At 73.6% G+C, this 16,059-nt stretch carries 13 protein-coding genes; 8 read left to right on the top strand and 5 right to left on the bottom strand.

All coding sequences use genetic code 11. The features are described 5' to 3' along the window. Positions 1 to 10: 10 nt before the first annotated feature. Positions 11 to 970: an ATP-binding cassette domain-containing protein gene (locus IGA62_RS16930; RefSeq protein ID WP_145820016.1), complete on the bottom strand. Its 960-nt coding sequence runs from the start codon at positions 968 to 970 to the stop codon at positions 11 to 13. Between the two features lie 203 nt (positions 971 to 1,173). Between IGA62_RS16930 and IGA62_RS16925 the strand changes: the two genes are divergently transcribed. Beyond that, positions 1,174 to 2,925 (top strand): acetyl/propionyl/methylcrotonyl-CoA carboxylase subunit alpha, encoded by a 1,752-nt coding sequence (locus IGA62_RS16925; protein ID WP_145820018.1) that lies wholly within the window; start codon positions 1,174 to 1,176, stop codon positions 2,923 to 2,925. Between the two features lie 134 nt (positions 2,926 to 3,059). Here IGA62_RS16925 and IGA62_RS16920 read toward each other — a convergent pair whose 3' ends face one another. Then, positions 3,060 to 3,956, bottom strand: a complete 897-nt coding sequence (locus tag IGA62_RS16920; protein ID WP_145820020.1) for a LysR family transcriptional regulator ArgP — start codon at positions 3,954 to 3,956, stop codon at positions 3,060 to 3,062. A gap of 69 nt (positions 3,957 to 4,025) precedes the next feature. Between IGA62_RS16920 and IGA62_RS16915 the strand changes: the two genes are divergently transcribed. The 5 genes from IGA62_RS16915 (at position 4,026) to IGA62_RS16895 (ending at position 10,720) form a co-directional block, all read left to right on the top strand. Beyond that, positions 4,026 to 4,631 carry a LysE/ArgO family amino acid transporter gene (locus IGA62_RS16915; RefSeq protein ID WP_145820022.1) on the top strand — a complete coding sequence of 202 codons (606 nt, stop codon included), beginning with the start codon at positions 4,026 to 4,028 and terminating at the stop codon, positions 4,629 to 4,631. A 101-nt stretch (positions 4,632 to 4,732) separates the two neighbouring features. Then, positions 4,733 to 6,172: a GuaB1 family IMP dehydrogenase-related protein gene (locus IGA62_RS16910; RefSeq protein ID WP_145820024.1), complete on the top strand. Its 1,440-nt coding sequence runs from the start codon at positions 4,733 to 4,735 to the stop codon at positions 6,170 to 6,172. A gap of 131 nt (positions 6,173 to 6,303) precedes the next feature. Further along, positions 6,304 to 6,858 carry a MarR family winged helix-turn-helix transcriptional regulator gene (locus IGA62_RS16905; protein ID WP_145820026.1) on the top strand — a complete coding sequence of 185 codons (555 nt, stop codon included), beginning with the start codon at positions 6,304 to 6,306 and terminating at the stop codon, positions 6,856 to 6,858. Next, the gene (locus IGA62_RS16900) at positions 6,852 to 8,582 is read left to right on the top strand and encodes an ABC transporter ATP-binding protein (RefSeq protein ID WP_145820028.1); all 1,731 of its coding nucleotides are present in this window, start codon (positions 6,852 to 6,854) and stop codon (positions 8,580 to 8,582) included. Before IGA62_RS16905 ends, IGA62_RS16900 begins: the two co-directional genes overlap by 7 nt. Beyond that, complete coding sequence (locus tag IGA62_RS16895; protein WP_377465440.1) at positions 8,579 to 10,720, top strand: ABC transporter ATP-binding protein; 2,142 nt, start codon at positions 8,579 to 8,581, stop codon at positions 10,718 to 10,720. Before IGA62_RS16900 ends, IGA62_RS16895 begins: the two co-directional genes overlap by 4 nt. Before the next feature lie 54 nt (positions 10,721 to 10,774). Here IGA62_RS16895 and thrS read toward each other — a convergent pair whose 3' ends face one another. Continuing rightward, positions 10,775 to 11,974: a threonine--tRNA ligase gene (gene thrS / locus IGA62_RS16890; RefSeq protein ID WP_145820032.1), complete on the bottom strand. Its 1,200-nt coding sequence runs from the start codon at positions 11,972 to 11,974 to the stop codon at positions 10,775 to 10,777. 573 nt (positions 11,975 to 12,547) lie between these two features. Between thrS and IGA62_RS16885 the strand changes: the two genes are divergently transcribed. Then, positions 12,548 to 13,180: a DedA family protein gene (locus IGA62_RS16885; protein ID WP_145820034.1), complete on the top strand. Its 633-nt coding sequence runs from the start codon at positions 12,548 to 12,550 to the stop codon at positions 13,178 to 13,180. A 26-nt stretch (positions 13,181 to 13,206) separates the two neighbouring features. Here IGA62_RS16885 and IGA62_RS16880 read toward each other — a convergent pair whose 3' ends face one another. After that, a complete protein-coding gene (locus tag IGA62_RS16880; protein WP_145820036.1) occupies positions 13,207 to 14,610 on the bottom strand; it encodes an NAD(P)H-quinone dehydrogenase in 1,404 nt (467 codons plus the stop codon). 107 nt (positions 14,611 to 14,717) lie between these two features. Here IGA62_RS16880 and IGA62_RS16875 point away from each other — a divergent pair, with 107 nt between their 5' ends. Next, positions 14,718 to 15,173, top strand: coding sequence for a gamma-glutamylcyclotransferase (locus IGA62_RS16875; protein WP_091456986.1), 456 nt, complete (start codon positions 14,718 to 14,720; stop codon positions 15,171 to 15,173). Between the two features lie 106 nt (positions 15,174 to 15,279). On the opposite strand, the gene IGA62_RS16870 is transcribed toward IGA62_RS16875, so the two are convergent. Then, positions 15,280 to 16,050 carry an SCO6745 family protein gene (locus IGA62_RS16870; RefSeq protein ID WP_145820038.1) on the bottom strand — a complete coding sequence of 257 codons (771 nt, stop codon included), beginning with the start codon at positions 16,048 to 16,050 and terminating at the stop codon, positions 15,280 to 15,282. Positions 16,051 to 16,059 lie beyond the last annotated feature (9 nt).

Below are 16,059 nucleotides of genomic sequence, written 5' to 3'. Positions count from 1 at the left end.
GTCGTACTGATCAGGACTCGCGCAGCGAGCGGCCGGTCTTGGTGAGGAAGACGTCGTCGAGGCTGGGGCGGTGCAGTTCGATGGAGCGCAGGTCGAGTCCGGCGCCGTCGATCCGGCGGAGGATCTGCGGGATGGTGGTGGCGCCCTCGCCGACCCAGAGGCGCAGGCCGCCCTCGTCGAGGCGCTCCAGCCGGTTGACGTAGACCTCGCCGTCGAAGAGCCGGTACGCGGTCGGCGTGCTGTCCGGGTCGAGGCCGACGACCACCACGTCCCCGGAGATCTCCCGCTTCAGCTCGGCCGGGGTGCCCTCGGCGACGATCTCGCCGTGGTCCATGATCGCGATCCGGTCGCAGAGGGCGTCGGCCTCGTCGAGGTAGTGGGTGGTGATGAAGACGGTCATCCCGTCGCCGCGCAGCCGCCGGATCTCGTCCCACATGTGGGCGCGGCTCTGCGGGTCGAGGCCGGTGGTGGGCTCGTCCAGGAAGACGATCTTCGGTTCGTGGATGATGCCGAGGGCGATCTCGACGCGCCGCCGCTGGCCGCCGGAGTAGGTGCGGCACTTGCGGTCGGCGTACTCGGACAGCTGGAACGCGGCCAGGGCGCGGTCGGTGCGACGCCGCGCCTCGGCCTTGCCGATGCCGTACATCCGAGCCTGGAGGACGAGTTCCTCCCGGGCGGTCGACTCGTCCCAACTGCTGCCGCCCTGCGGGACGTACCCGATGCGGCGCCGCACCCCGGCGGGGTCGGAGCGCAGGTCGGCACCGGCGATGGTGGCCTCGCCGCCGTCCGGCTCGATGAGGGTGGCGAGCATCCGCAGCGTGGTGGTCTTGCCGGCCCCGTTCGGGCCGAGGAATCCGAAGATCTCCCCTTCGGCGACGTCGAGGTCCACGCCCCGGACCGCGTCGACCGTCCCGGCCTTACGGCCCGCCCGGGATCGGTACGACTTGCGCAGTCCCCTGGTCCTGATCATGCCCTGCTCCCACCCGTTCGTCGGTTTCGTGGTGCCGAAACCGGTTCGGTCCAGTTCAGCAGACCGGATCCGGCCGGGTTACCGGGATGCGGGGCGTGGCGACGCACCGGAACAGTGCGGCAGACCACACTTAGCGATCGTTAGGGCCTGTCCGGTGACCGTTACACTCCCCGGCAGTAGCCTCCCGGGAGGAGTCACCGAAGGTGCGCAAGGTACTCATCGCCAACCGAGGCGAGATCGCCGTCCGCGTCATCCGTGCCTGCCGCGACGCCGGCCTGGGCAGCGTCGCCGTCTACGCCGACTCGGATCGGGACGCCCTGCACGCCACCCTCGCCGACGAGGCGTACGCCCTGGGCGGTGACACCGCCGCCGAGACGTACCTGCGCATCGACAAGCTGATCGAGGTCGCCGCGAAGGCCGGGGCGGACGCGGTCCACCCCGGGTACGGCTTCCTCTCCGAGAACGCCGACTTCGCCCAGGCGGTGATCGACGCGGGCCTGACCTGGATCGGCCCGACCCCGCAGGCGATCCGCGACCTCGGCGACAAGGTCACCGCGCGGCACATCGCCCAACGGGCCGGCGCGCCGCTCGTGCCGGGCACCCCCGACCCGGTGGGCAGCCCGGACGAGGTGATGGCCTTCGCGGTCGACCACGGTCTCCCGGTGGCGATCAAGGCCGCTTTCGGCGGCGGCGGTCGCGGGCTCAAGGTGGCCCGCACCATGGAGGAGATCCCGCAGCTGTTCGAGTCGGCCACCCGGGAGGCGGTCGCCGCGTTCGGTCGGGGCGAGTGCTTCGTGGAGCGGTACCTGGACCAGCCGCGCCACGTCGAGGCGCAGGTTCTCGCCGACCAGCACGGCAACGTCATCGTGGTGGGCACCCGGGACTGCTCGCTCCAGCGCCGGCACCAGAAGCTGGTCGAGGAGGCCCCCGCGCCGTTCCTCACCGACGCGCAACGCGCCCAGATCCACTCGTCGGCCAAGGCAATCTGCCGGGAGGCCGGCTACCACGGCGCGGGCACGGTGGAGTACCTGGTCGGCGCGGACGGCACCATCTCCTTCCTGGAGGTCAACACCCGCCTCCAGGTGGAGCACCCGGTGACCGAGGAGACCGCCGGCATCGACCTGGTCCGCGAGCAGTTCCGGATCGCCGACGGCGAGAAGCTGCGGTTCACCGACGATCCGACGCCGCGCGGGCACTCGATCGAGTTCCGGATCAACGGCGAGGACCCGGGCCGCAGCTTCCTGCCCGCCCCGGGCACGGTGACCGCGCTGCGCCTGCCGTCCGGTCCGGGCGTGCGGGTGGACACCGGCATCTCCGCCGATGACGTGATCGGCGGCAACTTCGACTCGCTGCTGGCCAAGGTGATCATCACCGGTGAGACGCGCACCGAGGCCCTGGAGCGGGCCCGGCGCGCACTGGACGAGATGGTCGTCGAGGGGATGGCCACCGCGCTGCCGTTCCACCGCCTCGTCGTCCGGGACCCGGCGTTCACCGCCGAGCCGTTCACCGTGCACACCCGGTGGATCGAGACCGAGTTCGACAACACCGTGCCGCCGTTCACCGCCGCCGCCGGCCCCGCCGAGGGTCCGGCCGAACGCGAGACCGTCGTGGTCGAGGTGGGCGGCAAGCGGCTGGAGGTCACCCTCCCCGCCGGCCTCGGCACGGGTACGACCACCGCGTCGCCGGCCGCACGGAAGCCGGCCCGTCGCAGCGGTGGGGCGGCGGCCGGCGCGGCGGTCAGCGGTGACACGCTCACCTCTCCGATGCAGGGCACCATCGTCAAGATCGCCGTGGCCGACGGGGACACGGTCGCCGAGGGCGACCTGGTGGTCGTGCTGGAGGCGATGAAGATGGAGCAGCCCCTCCACGCCCACAAGGCCGGCACGGTCAGCGGGCTCTCCGCCGACGTCGGCGCGGTGATCACGGCCGGCGCTGCCATCTGCACGATCGCCTGACCGTCCGCCGCAGCGTTGTCTGGTGGTAGCAGGGGACCCTTGCTCATCAAAATGCGGTAGCAGGGGACCCCTGCTACCACCACAGCCCAAACCACCACAGCCCAACCACCACAGCGCCGACGGGCAGGGCGCGGTCAGCGGAGCGATTCGGCGGCGACGGCGTGCACGGCGGTGGTGAGCGCGCCCAGCACGGTCGCCTCCAGCCGCCAGTGCTGCCAGTACAGCGGCACGTCCAGGTGCCGGCCGGGGGCGATCTCGACGCACCGGCCGGCGGCCAGGTCGTCCCGGGCGAGCTGCTCGGGCACCAGGCCCCAGCCGAGCCCGAGCCGGACCGCCGCCCCGAAGGCCGGCACCGACGGGACGTAGTGCACCGGCGGGTCGAGCCGCTGCCCGGTGACGATCTCGACGAAGCGGTGCTGGATCCGGTCCTTGCGGTCGAAGACGATCACCGGTGCCTGCGCCAGCGCCTCCGGGGTGGGCCCGTCGGCGAGGTGTCGGGCGGCGAACGCCGGGGCGGCCAGGGCGAGGTAGCGCATCGCGCCGAGCGGTTGGGACCGGCAGCCCTGCACCGGTTCGCGCTCGGCGGTGACCGCCGCCGTCACCGTGCCGTCGCGGAGCAGCTGCGCGGTGTGTTCCTGGTCGTCCTGACGCAGGTCGAACGAACAGGCCAGGTCCGCGGGCAGCCGGGCCAGGGCGGCCGGGAACCAGGTGGCGAGGGAGTCGGCGTTGACCACCACGGCGACCCGGACCCGGGTACGACCACCGGCCAGCGGTGCCCGCGCCTCGGCCAGCGCCTCCTGTTCGAGCAGGGCGACCTGACCGGCGAGCCGCAGCAGCGGCTGCCCCGCCGAGGTGGCCCGGCACGGCTTGGCCCGGCGCACCAGGACCTGCCCGACCGCCTCCTCCAGCGCCTTGATCCGCTGGCTGACCGCCGACGGGGTGACGTGCAGGAGGGCGGCGGCGGCCTCGAAGCTGCCCTCCCCGATCACGGCGGCGAAGGTGCGGAGGTGGGTCGAGTCGAGACCGCTCATCAGACAACCTTAATGGTGTGCAGAAAGGTTAACTGGACTTAAGTGCGCGCCGGCTCCTAGCCTCGCTCCGTGTCCACCGCACTCACCTCCGCCGTCGCCGGGTTCTCCGTCTCCCTCGCGCTGATCGTCGCCATCGGCGCGCAGAACGCGTTCGTCCTCCGCCAGGGGTTGCGGCGGGAGCACGTCGTACCGGTGGTGGTCACCTGCGCCGTGTCCGACGCGCTGCTGATCCTCGCCGGGATCGCCGGCCTGGGTACGGCGGTGGCCAGCCAGCCGGTGCTGCTGAGCGTGATCCGGTGGGGCGGGGCGGCGTTCCTGCTCTGCTACGCCGCCCTGGCCGCCCGCCGGGCGGTGCGTCCGGGGCGGCTCGTCCCCACCGAGCGACCGCCCGCCACGCTCCGGGCGACCGTGCTGGCCTGCCTGGCCTTCACCTATTTGAACCCGCACGTCTACCTCGACACCGTGCTGCTGCTGGGTGGAATCGCCCAGCAGCACGAGCACCGGTGGCTGTTCGGGGTCGGGGCGACGTCCGCCAGCGTCGTCTGGTTCACCCTGCTCGGCGCAGGCGCGCACCGGTTCGCGCCGCTGCTGGCCCGCCCCGCCGCCTGGCGGGTGCTGGACGGCGTGATCGCGGTGGTGATGGCCGCGGTGGCGGTGGCGCTGCTGCTGGGGTGAGTGGCCCGCCGGGGCCGGGGCGGGCCACCGCACGACCCGGCGTGGACCGCCGCCGGTCGGCACCGGCGGCGGAACCGGCGGCGAGCAGGAATGATGTCGAGGTGCGGTTCCTTCATGGCGCGGCTCCCGCGCACGACCTGACCTACAACGACGTCTTCATGGCGCCGGCCCGCTCCGACCTGGGCTCCCGCCTCGACGTGGACCTGTCCACCGCCGACGGCACCGGCACCACGATCCCGCTGGTGGTGTCGAACATGACGGCGGTGGCGGGCCGGCGGATGGCCGAGACGGCGGCCCGCAGGGGTGCCGTCGCGGTGATCCCGCAGGACATCCCGCTCGAGGTGGTGGCGACCGTCGTCGCCTGGGTGAAGCAACGGCACCTGGTGCACGACACGGCGATCACGCTGGGCCCCACCGACACCGTCGGCGACGCGATCCACCTGCTGCCGAAGCGGTCGCACGGGGCGGTGGTCGTGGTCGACGCCGACGGCCGGCCGGTCGGGGTGGTGACCGAGGCGGACACCGTGGGCGTGGACCGGTTCGCCCAGCTCCGGCACGTGATGTCGACCGAGCTGCACACGGTGCCGGCGGACGCGGACCCGCGTACCGGCTTCGACCGGCTGTCGGCGGGCCGCCGCCGGCTCGCTCCGGTGGTGGACGGCGAGGGCCGCCTGGTCGGCGTGCTGACCCGGCAGGGGGCCCTGCGTGCCACCCTCTACCGTCCGGCGGTCGACGACCGGGGACGGCTGCGCATCGCCGCCGCGGTCGGCATCAACGGCGACGTCCGGCGCAAGGCCGCCGCGCTGCTGGAGGCGGGGGTGGACACGCTGGTGGTGGACACCGCCCACGGCCACCAGGAGCGGATGATCACCGCGCTGCGGGCGGTACGCGGACTGGACCCGGCGGTGCCGGTGGCGGCCGGCAACGTGGTCACCGCCGAGGGGGTACGCGACCTGGTCGAGGCGGGGGCCGACATCGTCAAGGTCGGCGTCGGTCCGGGCGCGATGTGCACCACCCGGATGATGACCGGGGTGGGACGTCCACAGTTCTCCGCCGTGCTGGACTGCGCGAAGGCAGCCCGGGAACTGGGGCGGCACGTGTGGGCCGACGGCGGGGTGCGGCACCCCCGGGACGTGGCGCTGGCGCTGGCCGCCGGGGCGTCCAACGTGATGGTCGGCTCCTGGTTCGCCGGCACCTACGAGTCCCCCGGTGACCTCTACACCGACGCGGACGGCCGGCGGTACAAGGAGAGCTTCGGGATGGCGTCGGCGCGGGCGGTCAGTGCGCGGACCGCCGACGACAGTCCCTTCGACCGGGCCCGCAAGGCGGTCTTCGAGGAGGGCATCTCCTCGGCCCGGATGTACCTGGACCCGAACCGTCCCGGCGTGGAGGACCTGATCGACGAGATCGTGGCCGGGGTGCGCAGCGCGTTCACGTACGCGGGGGCGCGCAACCTGACCGAGTTCCACGAGCGGGCGGTGGTCGGGGTGCAGAGCACGGCGGGCTACACCGAGGGGATGCCGCTGCCGACGAGCTGGTGAACGGTGGCGGACGACCCGCTCGACGTCGGGTGGCGTCGGACCGGTCGGGCCGACGAAGTCGACGGCGACGGCGATCGGGCGCGCGGCAATTCCGTTCGGGTCCTGACTGTCAGGGAGCTAAGGTGTCTCCCATGGACCTCCCCGAGCTGCGGGACGCGCCTCTCGGCCGTCTGCTCGTGGTGGCCGGGCATCTGGTGGCCCAGCGGTGGAACCGCAGGCTCACCGAGGAGTACGGCCTCACCCAGGCCGGCCTGGCCACCCTGATGACCCTGGACCGGCACGGCGCGATGACCCACCGCGCGGTGGCCGAGCGGTGCTTCGTCCGCCCGGCCACCCTGACCGGCATCGTCGACACCCTGGAACGGGACGGGCTGGTCAGCCGGCAGCGGGACGAGACCGACCGTCGGGCGGTACGTCTCGCCATCACCCCCGCCGGCCGGGAGAAGATCGCGGCGCCTGCCGGGCTGGTCGCCACCAACCCGCCGCTGACCTCGGTCGACGCCGACCCGGCCCGGGCCGCCGTGATCCGCGAGTTCCTGCTGGAGGTGATCGGCAGCGGCGACCCGCAGGCCGGCGACGGCGAGTCCCGGTCCGGCAGCGGTGAGCCACAGGCCGGCGACGGCGAGCCCCGGCCCGGCAGCGGCGACCCGACAGCCGACCCGCGACCGGGGGGCGCGTCGTGCTGATCCGGCTCCTGCGGCGGCACCTACGCCCGTACGCGCGACCGCTGTCGGCGGTGGTCGTGCTCCAGTTCGTCGGCACGATGGCCTCGCTCTACCTGCCACGCCTCAACGCCGACGTCATCGACCGGGGCATCGCCCGGGGGGACACCGACCTCATCGTCCGGCTCGGCGGGTGGATGCTGCTGGTCAGCGCGGTCCAGGTCGGCTGCGCGATCGTGGCCGTCCGGTACAGCGCGCTGGCCGCGATGGGCTTCGGCCGGGACGTGCGGGTCGCCGTCTTCCGGCACGTCACCCGCTTCTCCGCCCGCGAGGTGGCCCGGTTCGGCGCACCGTCCCTGATCACCCGGAACACCAACGACGTGCAGCAGGTGCAGATGCTCGTGCTGGTCGCCGGCTCGATGCTGGTGACCGCTCCGATCATGAGCGTCGGCGGGCTGGTGATGGCGCTGCGCGAGGACGTCGGGCTCTCCTGGCTGGTGGTGGTCAGCATCCCGGTGGTGACCCTGGCGATCAGCCTGATCACCCGGCGACTCGTGCCGCTCTTCCGGCGGCAGCAGACCCGGATCGACGCGGTCAACCGGGTGCTGCGCGAGCAGATCAGCGGCATCCGCGTGGTGCGGGCCTTCGTCCGCGAGCCGTACGAGACGGAGCGCTTCGCCGCCACGAACGCCGACCTGACCGACACCGCCCTGCGCGCCGGCCGGCTGCTCGCGTTGATCTACCCGGTGATCCTGCTGGTGCTCAACGTCTCCAGCGTCGCGGTGCTCTGGTTCGGGGCGCTGCGGGTCGAGGCCGGCCAGATCCAGGTCGGCGCGCTCACCGCGTTCGTCGCCTACCTCACCCAGATGCTGATGGCGGTCATGATGGCCACGCTCACCCTGATGATGGTGCCCCGCGCGGCGGCCTGCGCCGAGCGGATCACCGAGGTCCTCGACACCGAGCCGTCGGTGGCCCCGCCCCGGGAGCCGGTCCACCCGACCGGGGCGTGCGGCGTGGAACTGCACGACGTGCGGTTCCAGTACCCGGGCGCGGCCGCCCCGGTGCTGCGTGACGTCTCCTTCCGGGTCACCGCCGGCACCACCACCGCGATCGTCGGCAGCACCGGCGCGGGCAAGACCACCCTGGTGTCGCTGATCCCCCGGCTGGTCGACGTGACCGCCGGCGCGGTGCTGGTCGACGGGGTCGACGTCCGGGACCTCGACCCGGAGACGCTGTGGAGCCGGATCGGGCTGGTGCCGCAGCGGCCGTACCTGTTCACCGGGACGGTGGCGAGCAACCTGCGGTACGGCAACCCGGACGCCGACGACGAGGATCTGTGGGCGGCGCTGGAGATCGCCCAGGCCCGGGAGTTCGTCGCGGCGATGCCGGGTGGGCTGGCCGCCGAGATCACGCAGGGCGGCACGAACGTCTCCGGCGGCCAGCGGCAGCGCCTCGCCATCGCCCGCGCGCTGGTCCGCCGCCCCGGGATCTACCTCTTCGACGACTCGTTCTCCGCCCTCGACCTGGGCACCGACGCGCGGCTGCGCGCCGCGCTGCGCCCCGCCACCCGGGACGCCGCCGTGCTGATCGTGGCGCAGCGGGTCTCCACGGTCGTCGACGCCGACCAGATCGTCGTCCTGGAGGACGGGGCCGTGGTCGGGATCGGCCGCCACGCCGACCTCCTCGACACCTGCCCGACGTACGCGGAGATCGTCTCCTCCCAGCAGACCGCGGGGGCGACGGCGTGAGCACGCGGGCCGTACCCGACGGAAAGCGGAAGGGACCGATGGGCGGGGACGAGCGGACGCCACGGCGGCTCCCGCCGGGTGCCCGGCGCGGCGGGCCGGTGACCGGCGTGGGCGTACCGGCGGAGAAGCCGCTGAACTTCGGGCCGTCGGCCCGCCGGTTGCTCGGCCTGCTCCGGCCGCACCGGGGGCGGCTCGTCGCGGTGCTCGCCCTCGCCGTCGGCGGCGTGGGGCTCAGCGTGGTCGGGCCGCTGATCCTCGGGTACGCCACCGACCTGATCTTCGGTGGGGTACTGAGCCGGCAGGTCCCGGCCGGGCTGACCACCGAGGAGGCCGTCGAGCGGGCCCGCGCGGCCGGTGACGACACCCTCGCCGGCATGCTCGCCCGGATGGACGTGGTGCCCGGCGCGGGCATCGACTTCGGCCGGCTCGGACGGGTGCTGCTGCTCACCCTGGGGCTGTTCCTGCTGGCCAGCCTGCTGACCTGGATGCAGGGGCACCTGCTCACCGCGGTGGTGCAGCGGACGGTGCAGCGGCTGCGCGCCGACGTGGCGGCGAAGCTGCACCGGTTGCCGCTGCCCTACTTCGACCGGCAGCCCCGGGGCGAGCTGCTCAGCCGGGTCACCAACGACATCGACAACGTCGCGCAGAGCCTGCAACAGACGCTGAGCCAACTGCTCACCTCGGTACTCACCGTGCTCGGGGTGGTGGTGATGATGGTCGTGGTCTCGCCGCTGCTGACCGCGCTCACCCTGCTGGCGGTGCCGGCGTCGGTGCTGGTCACCCGGCAGGTGGCGAAGCGCTCGCAGCGACAGTTCGTCGCCCAGTGGACGCACACCGGGCAGCTCAATGCCCTGGTCGAGGAGGCGTACACCGGGCACGAGCTGGTCCGGGTCTTCGGCCGCCAGCGCGAGGTCGAGGCGGCCTTCACCGCGAAGAACGACGAGCTGTACCGGGCCGGCTTCGGCGCCTACTTCGTCTCCGGGATCATCATGCCGTCGCTGATGTTCATCGGGAACCTCGGTTACGTGCTGGTCGCGGTGGTCGGCGGTCTGCGGGTGGCGGCGGGGGCGATGAGCCTGGGCGAGGTGCAGGCGTTCATCCAATACTCGCGGCAGTTCACCCAGCCGCTGACCCAGTTCGCCTCGATGATCAACCTGCTCCAGTCCGGGGTGGCCTCGGCCGAGCGGGTCTTCGCCGTCCTCGACGCGCCCGAACAGACCCCGGATCCGGTGGCCCGGACCCCGGAGCTGCCGGCCACCGCCCGGGCCCCGGAGCTGCCGGCCACCGCGCGGGCCCCGGAGCCGGCCACCGTCGCTCGGCCCTCGGTGCCCGCCGGGGCGGTGGTGGCCCAGCGGACCGGTGGTGCCGGGCGCGCCGCCACCGGCCGGGTCGAGTTCGAGAAGGTCTCCTTCCGGTACGACCCGGACCAGCCACTGATCGAGGAGCTGTCGCTGGTCGCCGAACCGGGGCACACGGTGGCGATCGTCGGGCCGACCGGAGCGGGCAAGACCACCCTGGTCAACCTGGTCCTGCGCTTCTACGAGCTGGACGCCGGCCGGATCACCCTGGACGGGGTGGACGTCACCACGATGCGCCGGGACGAACTGCGCAGCCGCATCGGCATGGTGCTCCAGGACACCTGGCTGTTCGGCGGGACCATCCGGGAGAACATCGCCTACGGCCGACCGGACGCCGGCGAGGAGGAGATCCTGGCGGCGGCCCGGGCGACCTTCGTGGACCGGTTCGTCCGGAGCCTCCCGGACGGGTACGACACGGTCATCGACTCCGAGGGCGGCAACGTCAGCGCCGGCGAGAAACAGCTGATCACCATCGCGCGGGCCTTCCTCGCCGAGCCGTCGCTGCTCATCCTGGACGAGGCGACCAGCTCGGTGGACACCCGGACCGAGGTGCTGGTGCAGCAGGCGATGGCGGCGCTCCGGTCGGACCGGACCAGCTTCGTCATCGCCCACCGGCTCTCCACCATCCGGGACGCCGACCTGATCCTGATGATGGAGCGGGGCCGGATCGTCGAGCAGGGCACCCACGAGGAGCTGCTCGCCGCCCGGGGCGCCTACCACCGCCTGCACCACGCCCAGTTCTCCGCCCCGCTCCAGGACGACCCGTCGCCGGTGCCGTGACGCCCACCGGTGGTGCCGCCGGCCGTCGACGGCGGGCAGCACCACCGGTGACGGTCACTCCAGCGGTGGGCGGGCGGCGGCGGTGACCAGGTCGAGGGCGGCCGGGACGGGCAGGGGGTCGAGGAGTCGGCCGTCGCGCTGGCGCAGGCTGACCCGGCCCTCGGCGGCCTCGCGGGGTCCGACCACCGCGACGTACGGGATGCGGCGGCGGGCCGCCTCCCGGATCCGCGCACCGAGGGAGCCGGCCCCGTCCACCTCGGCCCGCAACCCGGCACGGACGCAGTCCCGGGCGAACCCGGCCGCCGGGTCGGCCTGCCGGTCGTCCAGCGGGAGCACCACCACCTGCACCGGGGCGTACCAGGCCGGGAACGCACCCGCGTGCTCCTCGATCAGGTACGCGAAGAGACGTTCCATGCTGCCGACCAGACTCCGGTGCACCATCACCGGTCGACGTCGCGCCCCGCCCGCGTCGACGTACGACAGGTCGAACCGCTCCGGTTTGTCGAAGTCGAGCTGGATGGTGGAGAGGGTGGACTCCCGCCCCGCCGCGTCCCGTACCTGGATGTCGATCTTCGGTCCGTAGAAGGCGGCCTCGCCGGGGGCCTCGGTGTGGTCGATCCCGGCCAGGGCGGCCCGCAGCAGCTCCTCGGCCCGACGCCACTGCTCCTCGTCGCCGACGTACTTCTCCCCCGGCCCGCGCAGCGACAGCCGGAACCCGGCCACCCGTACGCCGAGCGCGGCGTGCGCCGCCCGGATCAGTCCGAGGATCTCCGCGACCTCCGCGCCGGCCTGCTCCAGGGTGCAGAAGTTGTGCGCGTCGTTGAGGGAGATCGCACGGACCCGGGACAGTCCGCCGAGCACCCCGGACCGTTCCGCCCGGTACATGCCGCCCAGTTCGGCGACGCGCAGCGGCAGTTCCCGGTAGGAGCGGCCCCGGGCCCGGTAGACCAGCGCGTGGTGCGGGCAGAGCGCCGGCCGGAGGACGAATTCGTCGTCGGCACCCAGCCGCATCGGCGGGAACATGTCGCCGGCGAAGTAGCCGAGGTGCCCGGAGAGCGCGAAAAGCTCCCGCCGACCCAACGGCGGGGTGTGGACGTGCTGGTAGCCGGCCCGCCGCTCCAACTCCCGGAGGTACTCCTCGACCGCGTGCCGGGCGGCCGCGCCGGCCGGCAGCCAGAGTGGCAGTCCGGCGCCGCTGAGCGGGTCGGAGGCGAAGAGGTCGAGCTCGCGGCCGAGCCTGCGGTGGTCGATCATCGGGGTCTCCTGGTTCGGTAACGACCCCGGAGGCGACCGGTCGGAGCAGCACGAAGGCCCCGGGGCGGATCGCCCCGGGGCCTCGTCGACACGTCAGGTCAGCGCGGCAACGCCGGGGTCTCCCGGCGTCGTCGTCACCACCGCACTGCGCATGCGGCGACGGTACGCCGTCCACCCGGCGGGACGCACCTGATTTGGTAGGGCCGGGGTGGGTCCACCCGACGGGACGAGGCGGGATCGGGGATCCGCAGCCGGCGGAGCAGACGGGCGTGGGGAAGGCGGGCCGCCGGCACGGGACCTGCCGGCGGCCCGCGAGCGGCCCGCTCGTCGGAAACGGGGGACCCGACGCGATCGGACCGCGCTGTCAACGGTACGCGCGCGGCGACGTATCCGCCGACCGTCACGGGACCCCACGACGCCGCCGCTTTCCGTAACCTCTGCGGTAGCTCGTCGTTGTACCAAGGTGGCTCCGCCGGTGGTGGGGGTCACCACCGGCCGGGGCTGTCCGTGGTGACGCGGCACATGCCGTCAGGCTCGGTACACCCCGATCGGCCGAACCGCGAGGTGGCAGTGGTGCCCGACCTACTCACCGACGTGGCGTCACCCGCGTGGGCCTACCTGATCCTGCTCGGGCTCCTGGCGGTGGACGCCTTCGTCCCGGTCGTCCCGACGCAGGCCGTCATGATCACGGGCGGCGCGTTGACCGTGTACGGCGAACTGAGCCTGCCCCTGATCATCGGGATCGGCGCGACCGGGGTGTTCGTCGGCGACCTGGCCTGCTATCTGCTGGGCCGGCGGACGCCGGAGCGGGTGGTACCCCGCCAGCGACGGCCGGGCCGGGCCCGACGCGCCGCCGGTCGGTTCACCCAGGGGCTGCGCCGCCCCGGGCCCCTGGTCATCCTGCTCTGCCGGTTCGTACCGGGCGGACGGATGGCGGCCTGCTTCTCCGCCGGCCGCAGCCGCTACCCGTATCGGCTCTTCGTCTGCTACGAAGCGGTCGCCGCGCTGGGCTGGGCCACGTACGGCGGACTCGTCGGCCACCTGGGCGGCGCGGCGCTGACCCGGTCGGCCTGGCTGCTGGCGCTGATCGCGGCCGGGGCGGCGGCGGGGTTCGCGGCGGCCGGCTGGGCGTTGAACCGGGTCGCCGCCCGTCAGGCGCGCCCGGACGGAGAGCACGAGTCGGTCGGGGCTCCCGGCGTCGGCTGATTGTCACGCCGGGAGCCCGGCGGCGCTCACTCCAGCTCGTGCAGCATCAACTGCCGGGCCGCCTCGGCGATCGAACCGGACAGCGACGGGTAGATGGTGAAGGTCTGCGCCAGCTCGTTGACCGTCAGGTTGTTCTCCACCGCCATGGTGATCGGCAGGATCAGCTCGCTCGCCTTCGGCGCGACGACCACCCCGCCGACCACCTGACCGCTGGCGGGCCGGCAGAACAGCTTGACGAACCCGTCGTTCAGGCCGGCCATCTTGGCGCGCGGGTTGCCGGCGAGCGGCAGCATCACCTGCCGGGCGGGCACCTTGCCGGCGTCCACCTCGTCCTGCGACACCCCGACGGTGGCCAGCTCCGGGTCGGTGAAGACGTTCGCCGAGACGGTCCGCAGGCGCAGCGGCCGGACCGCCTCGCCGAGCGCGTGCCACATGGCGATCCGCCCCTGCATCGCGGCGACGCTGGCCAGCGGGAGCAGCCCGGTGCAGTCACCGGCGGCGTAGATGCCGGGCACGCTGGTGCGGGAGACCCGGTCGACGGTGACGTACCCGCCCTGGGCGAGCTGGACGCCGTACTCGGCCAGGCCGAGCCCGGCGGTGTTCGGCACCGAGCCGACCGCGATCAGCGCGTGCGAGCCGTCCACGACGCGCCCGTCGGAGAGCTGGACCTCGACGCCGCTGTCGGTCCGACGGACCGCCTCGGCGCGGGAGTTGTTGAGGATGGTCATGCCCCGGGAGCGGAAGACCCGCTCGATGGCCATGGCCGCGTCGGCGTCCTCGTGCGGCATGACCCGGTCCCGGCTGGAGACCAGGGTGACCTCGACGCCCATCGCCAGGTACGCGCTGGCGAACTCGGCGCCGGTCACGCCGGAGCCGACCACGATCAGGTGTTCGGGCAGCTCGGGGAGGTCGTAGACCTGCCGCCAGGTGAGGATGCGCTCACCGTCGGGCACGGCGGTGGGGAGCTGGCGCGGGGTGGCGCCGGTGGCGATCAGCACGGTCGACGCGGCGATCGAGTACTCCGGTTCGCCGTCGGCCGGGGTGACCACGACCCGGTGGGTGTGCCCGAGGGTGTCCTCACCGAGCCGGGCGCGGCCCTCGACGACGTGCACCCCGGCCTTGACCAGCTTGGCGTGGATGTCGGCGGACTGCGCCAGGGCGAGCCGCTTGACCCGCTCGTGGACGGCCCGCGCGTCGACGGTGACCGCCTCCAGGCCGTCCGAGTCCACCCCGAACTCCTCGGTGTCCCGGTAGCCGGTGACCACCTCGGAACTGGCGATGAAGGTCTTCGACGGGACGCAGTCCCAGAGCACGCAGGCACCGCCGGCCCCCTCGGCCTCCACCACGGTGACATCGGCGTCCAACTGGGCGGCGACCAGCGCCGCCTCGTACCCCGCCGGCCCCCCGCCGATGATCACGATCCGGCTCACAGCGCCCGCCCTCCGTCGCTTCCCATGATGGTTTTCTTCACTCCAGACTGCCCGACACGCACCGTTCGTATTCTCCCCCGCCCGTCCGCCGGGCTATCGTCATCGCTGTGCGTCATTACGCCGCCTACGGCTCAAACCTGGACCCCGCCCGGATGCGCGCCTACTGCCCGCACTCGCCGATGGTCGGCGTCGGCTGGCTGGAGGGCTGGCGACTCACCTTCGCCGGTGAGGGCGTCATCGGCTGGGAGGGCGCGGTCAGCACCGTCGTCGAGTCCCCCGGCGACCGGGTGTTCGTGGCGCTCTACGACATCCACCCGTACGACGCCGCCCAGCTCGACGAGATCGAGGGGGTGACCGCCGGCACGTACCGGAAGCTGCACGTACGGGTCTCGACCCTGGACGGCGACGTGACCGCCGGGATCTACGTCTTCGCCGGGTACGAGGGCGGGCTCCCCACCGCGTGGTACCTCTCGGAGATCGCCAACGCGGCCGAGAAGGCGGGTGCGCCCGACGACTACGTCAAGGAGCTGCGGTCCCGGCCCACCGGCACCGCGTCCGCGTAGCACGTCCGACACCCCTTCAGTCTGCGCTCGTCGCCGCCGGCCCGACCGACCGACCCCACTTCCAGTCGGCCGGCGCACCCGGGCAGCACCCGACGAGTTGGGAACGTCACGCCCCTGCGCCGGGCCCGGGTCGGTCGCTGGCGGCGTTCACCCGCTGGTGGAGGGCGGTGAGCAGGTCGACCAGCTCGATCCGCTCCGCCGCCCCGAGCGCCCGGAAGGCGGAGGAGACCAGCGCGTCGGTCGCGGCCTCCGCCCAGAGCCGCCGCCGCACCAGCGGGCCCACCGGCGGGTACGGCCGGGGCCAACCGCCGGCCATCGCCCCGGCCTCTCCCTCCGTGCCGGCGAGCACCGCCTCCAACGGGGTCATCCCACTGACCCGGACGGCGAGCAGGTACGCGCCGAGGTACAGCTCCCGCAGCAGGTGCAGCCCCACCGCGACGCGGGCACCCGGCGCGTCGTCCGGCACCGGCATCGCCCGCCAGGCCGCGAAGAGGGGCAGGCCGTGCGCCTCGGCGGCGGTCACCGCCCGGTGCATCAGGTCGGCGAGGCGGGCCGCGCCGGGGGCGTCGTCCAGGTGCTGACGCCCCCAGCGGCAGCACTCGGCGAGGCCGGCGGCGGCCACCTCGCGCGGGCCGGTCACGCGGGCCGCGGCGTCCCAGCCCTCGGCGACCGCACCCGGGGCGATGAAGCCCAGGCATGCGGCGGCGGTCTCCGACCCGACGTCACCGAGCGCGCCGCCCCGGGCGGTGACGTAGAAGGCCCAGCCGGAGATGCCGAGCAGCCGCGCCCGGCGGCGGGTGGTGGGGCACTGGGTGTACGCCTCCCCCAGCTCGACCACGATCGCCCTGCTCGCCGCGGCGGCCTGTTCCGGTGTCATCCGGCCCGT

Source organism: Micromonospora sagamiensis (assembly GCF_014680085.1).
GTDB lineage: Bacteria > Actinomycetota > Actinomycetes > Mycobacteriales > Micromonosporaceae > Micromonospora > Micromonospora inyonensis.
The sequence above is the reverse complement of the archived record's forward strand: the minus strand, read 5'-3'. Positions and strand labels throughout refer to the sequence as shown.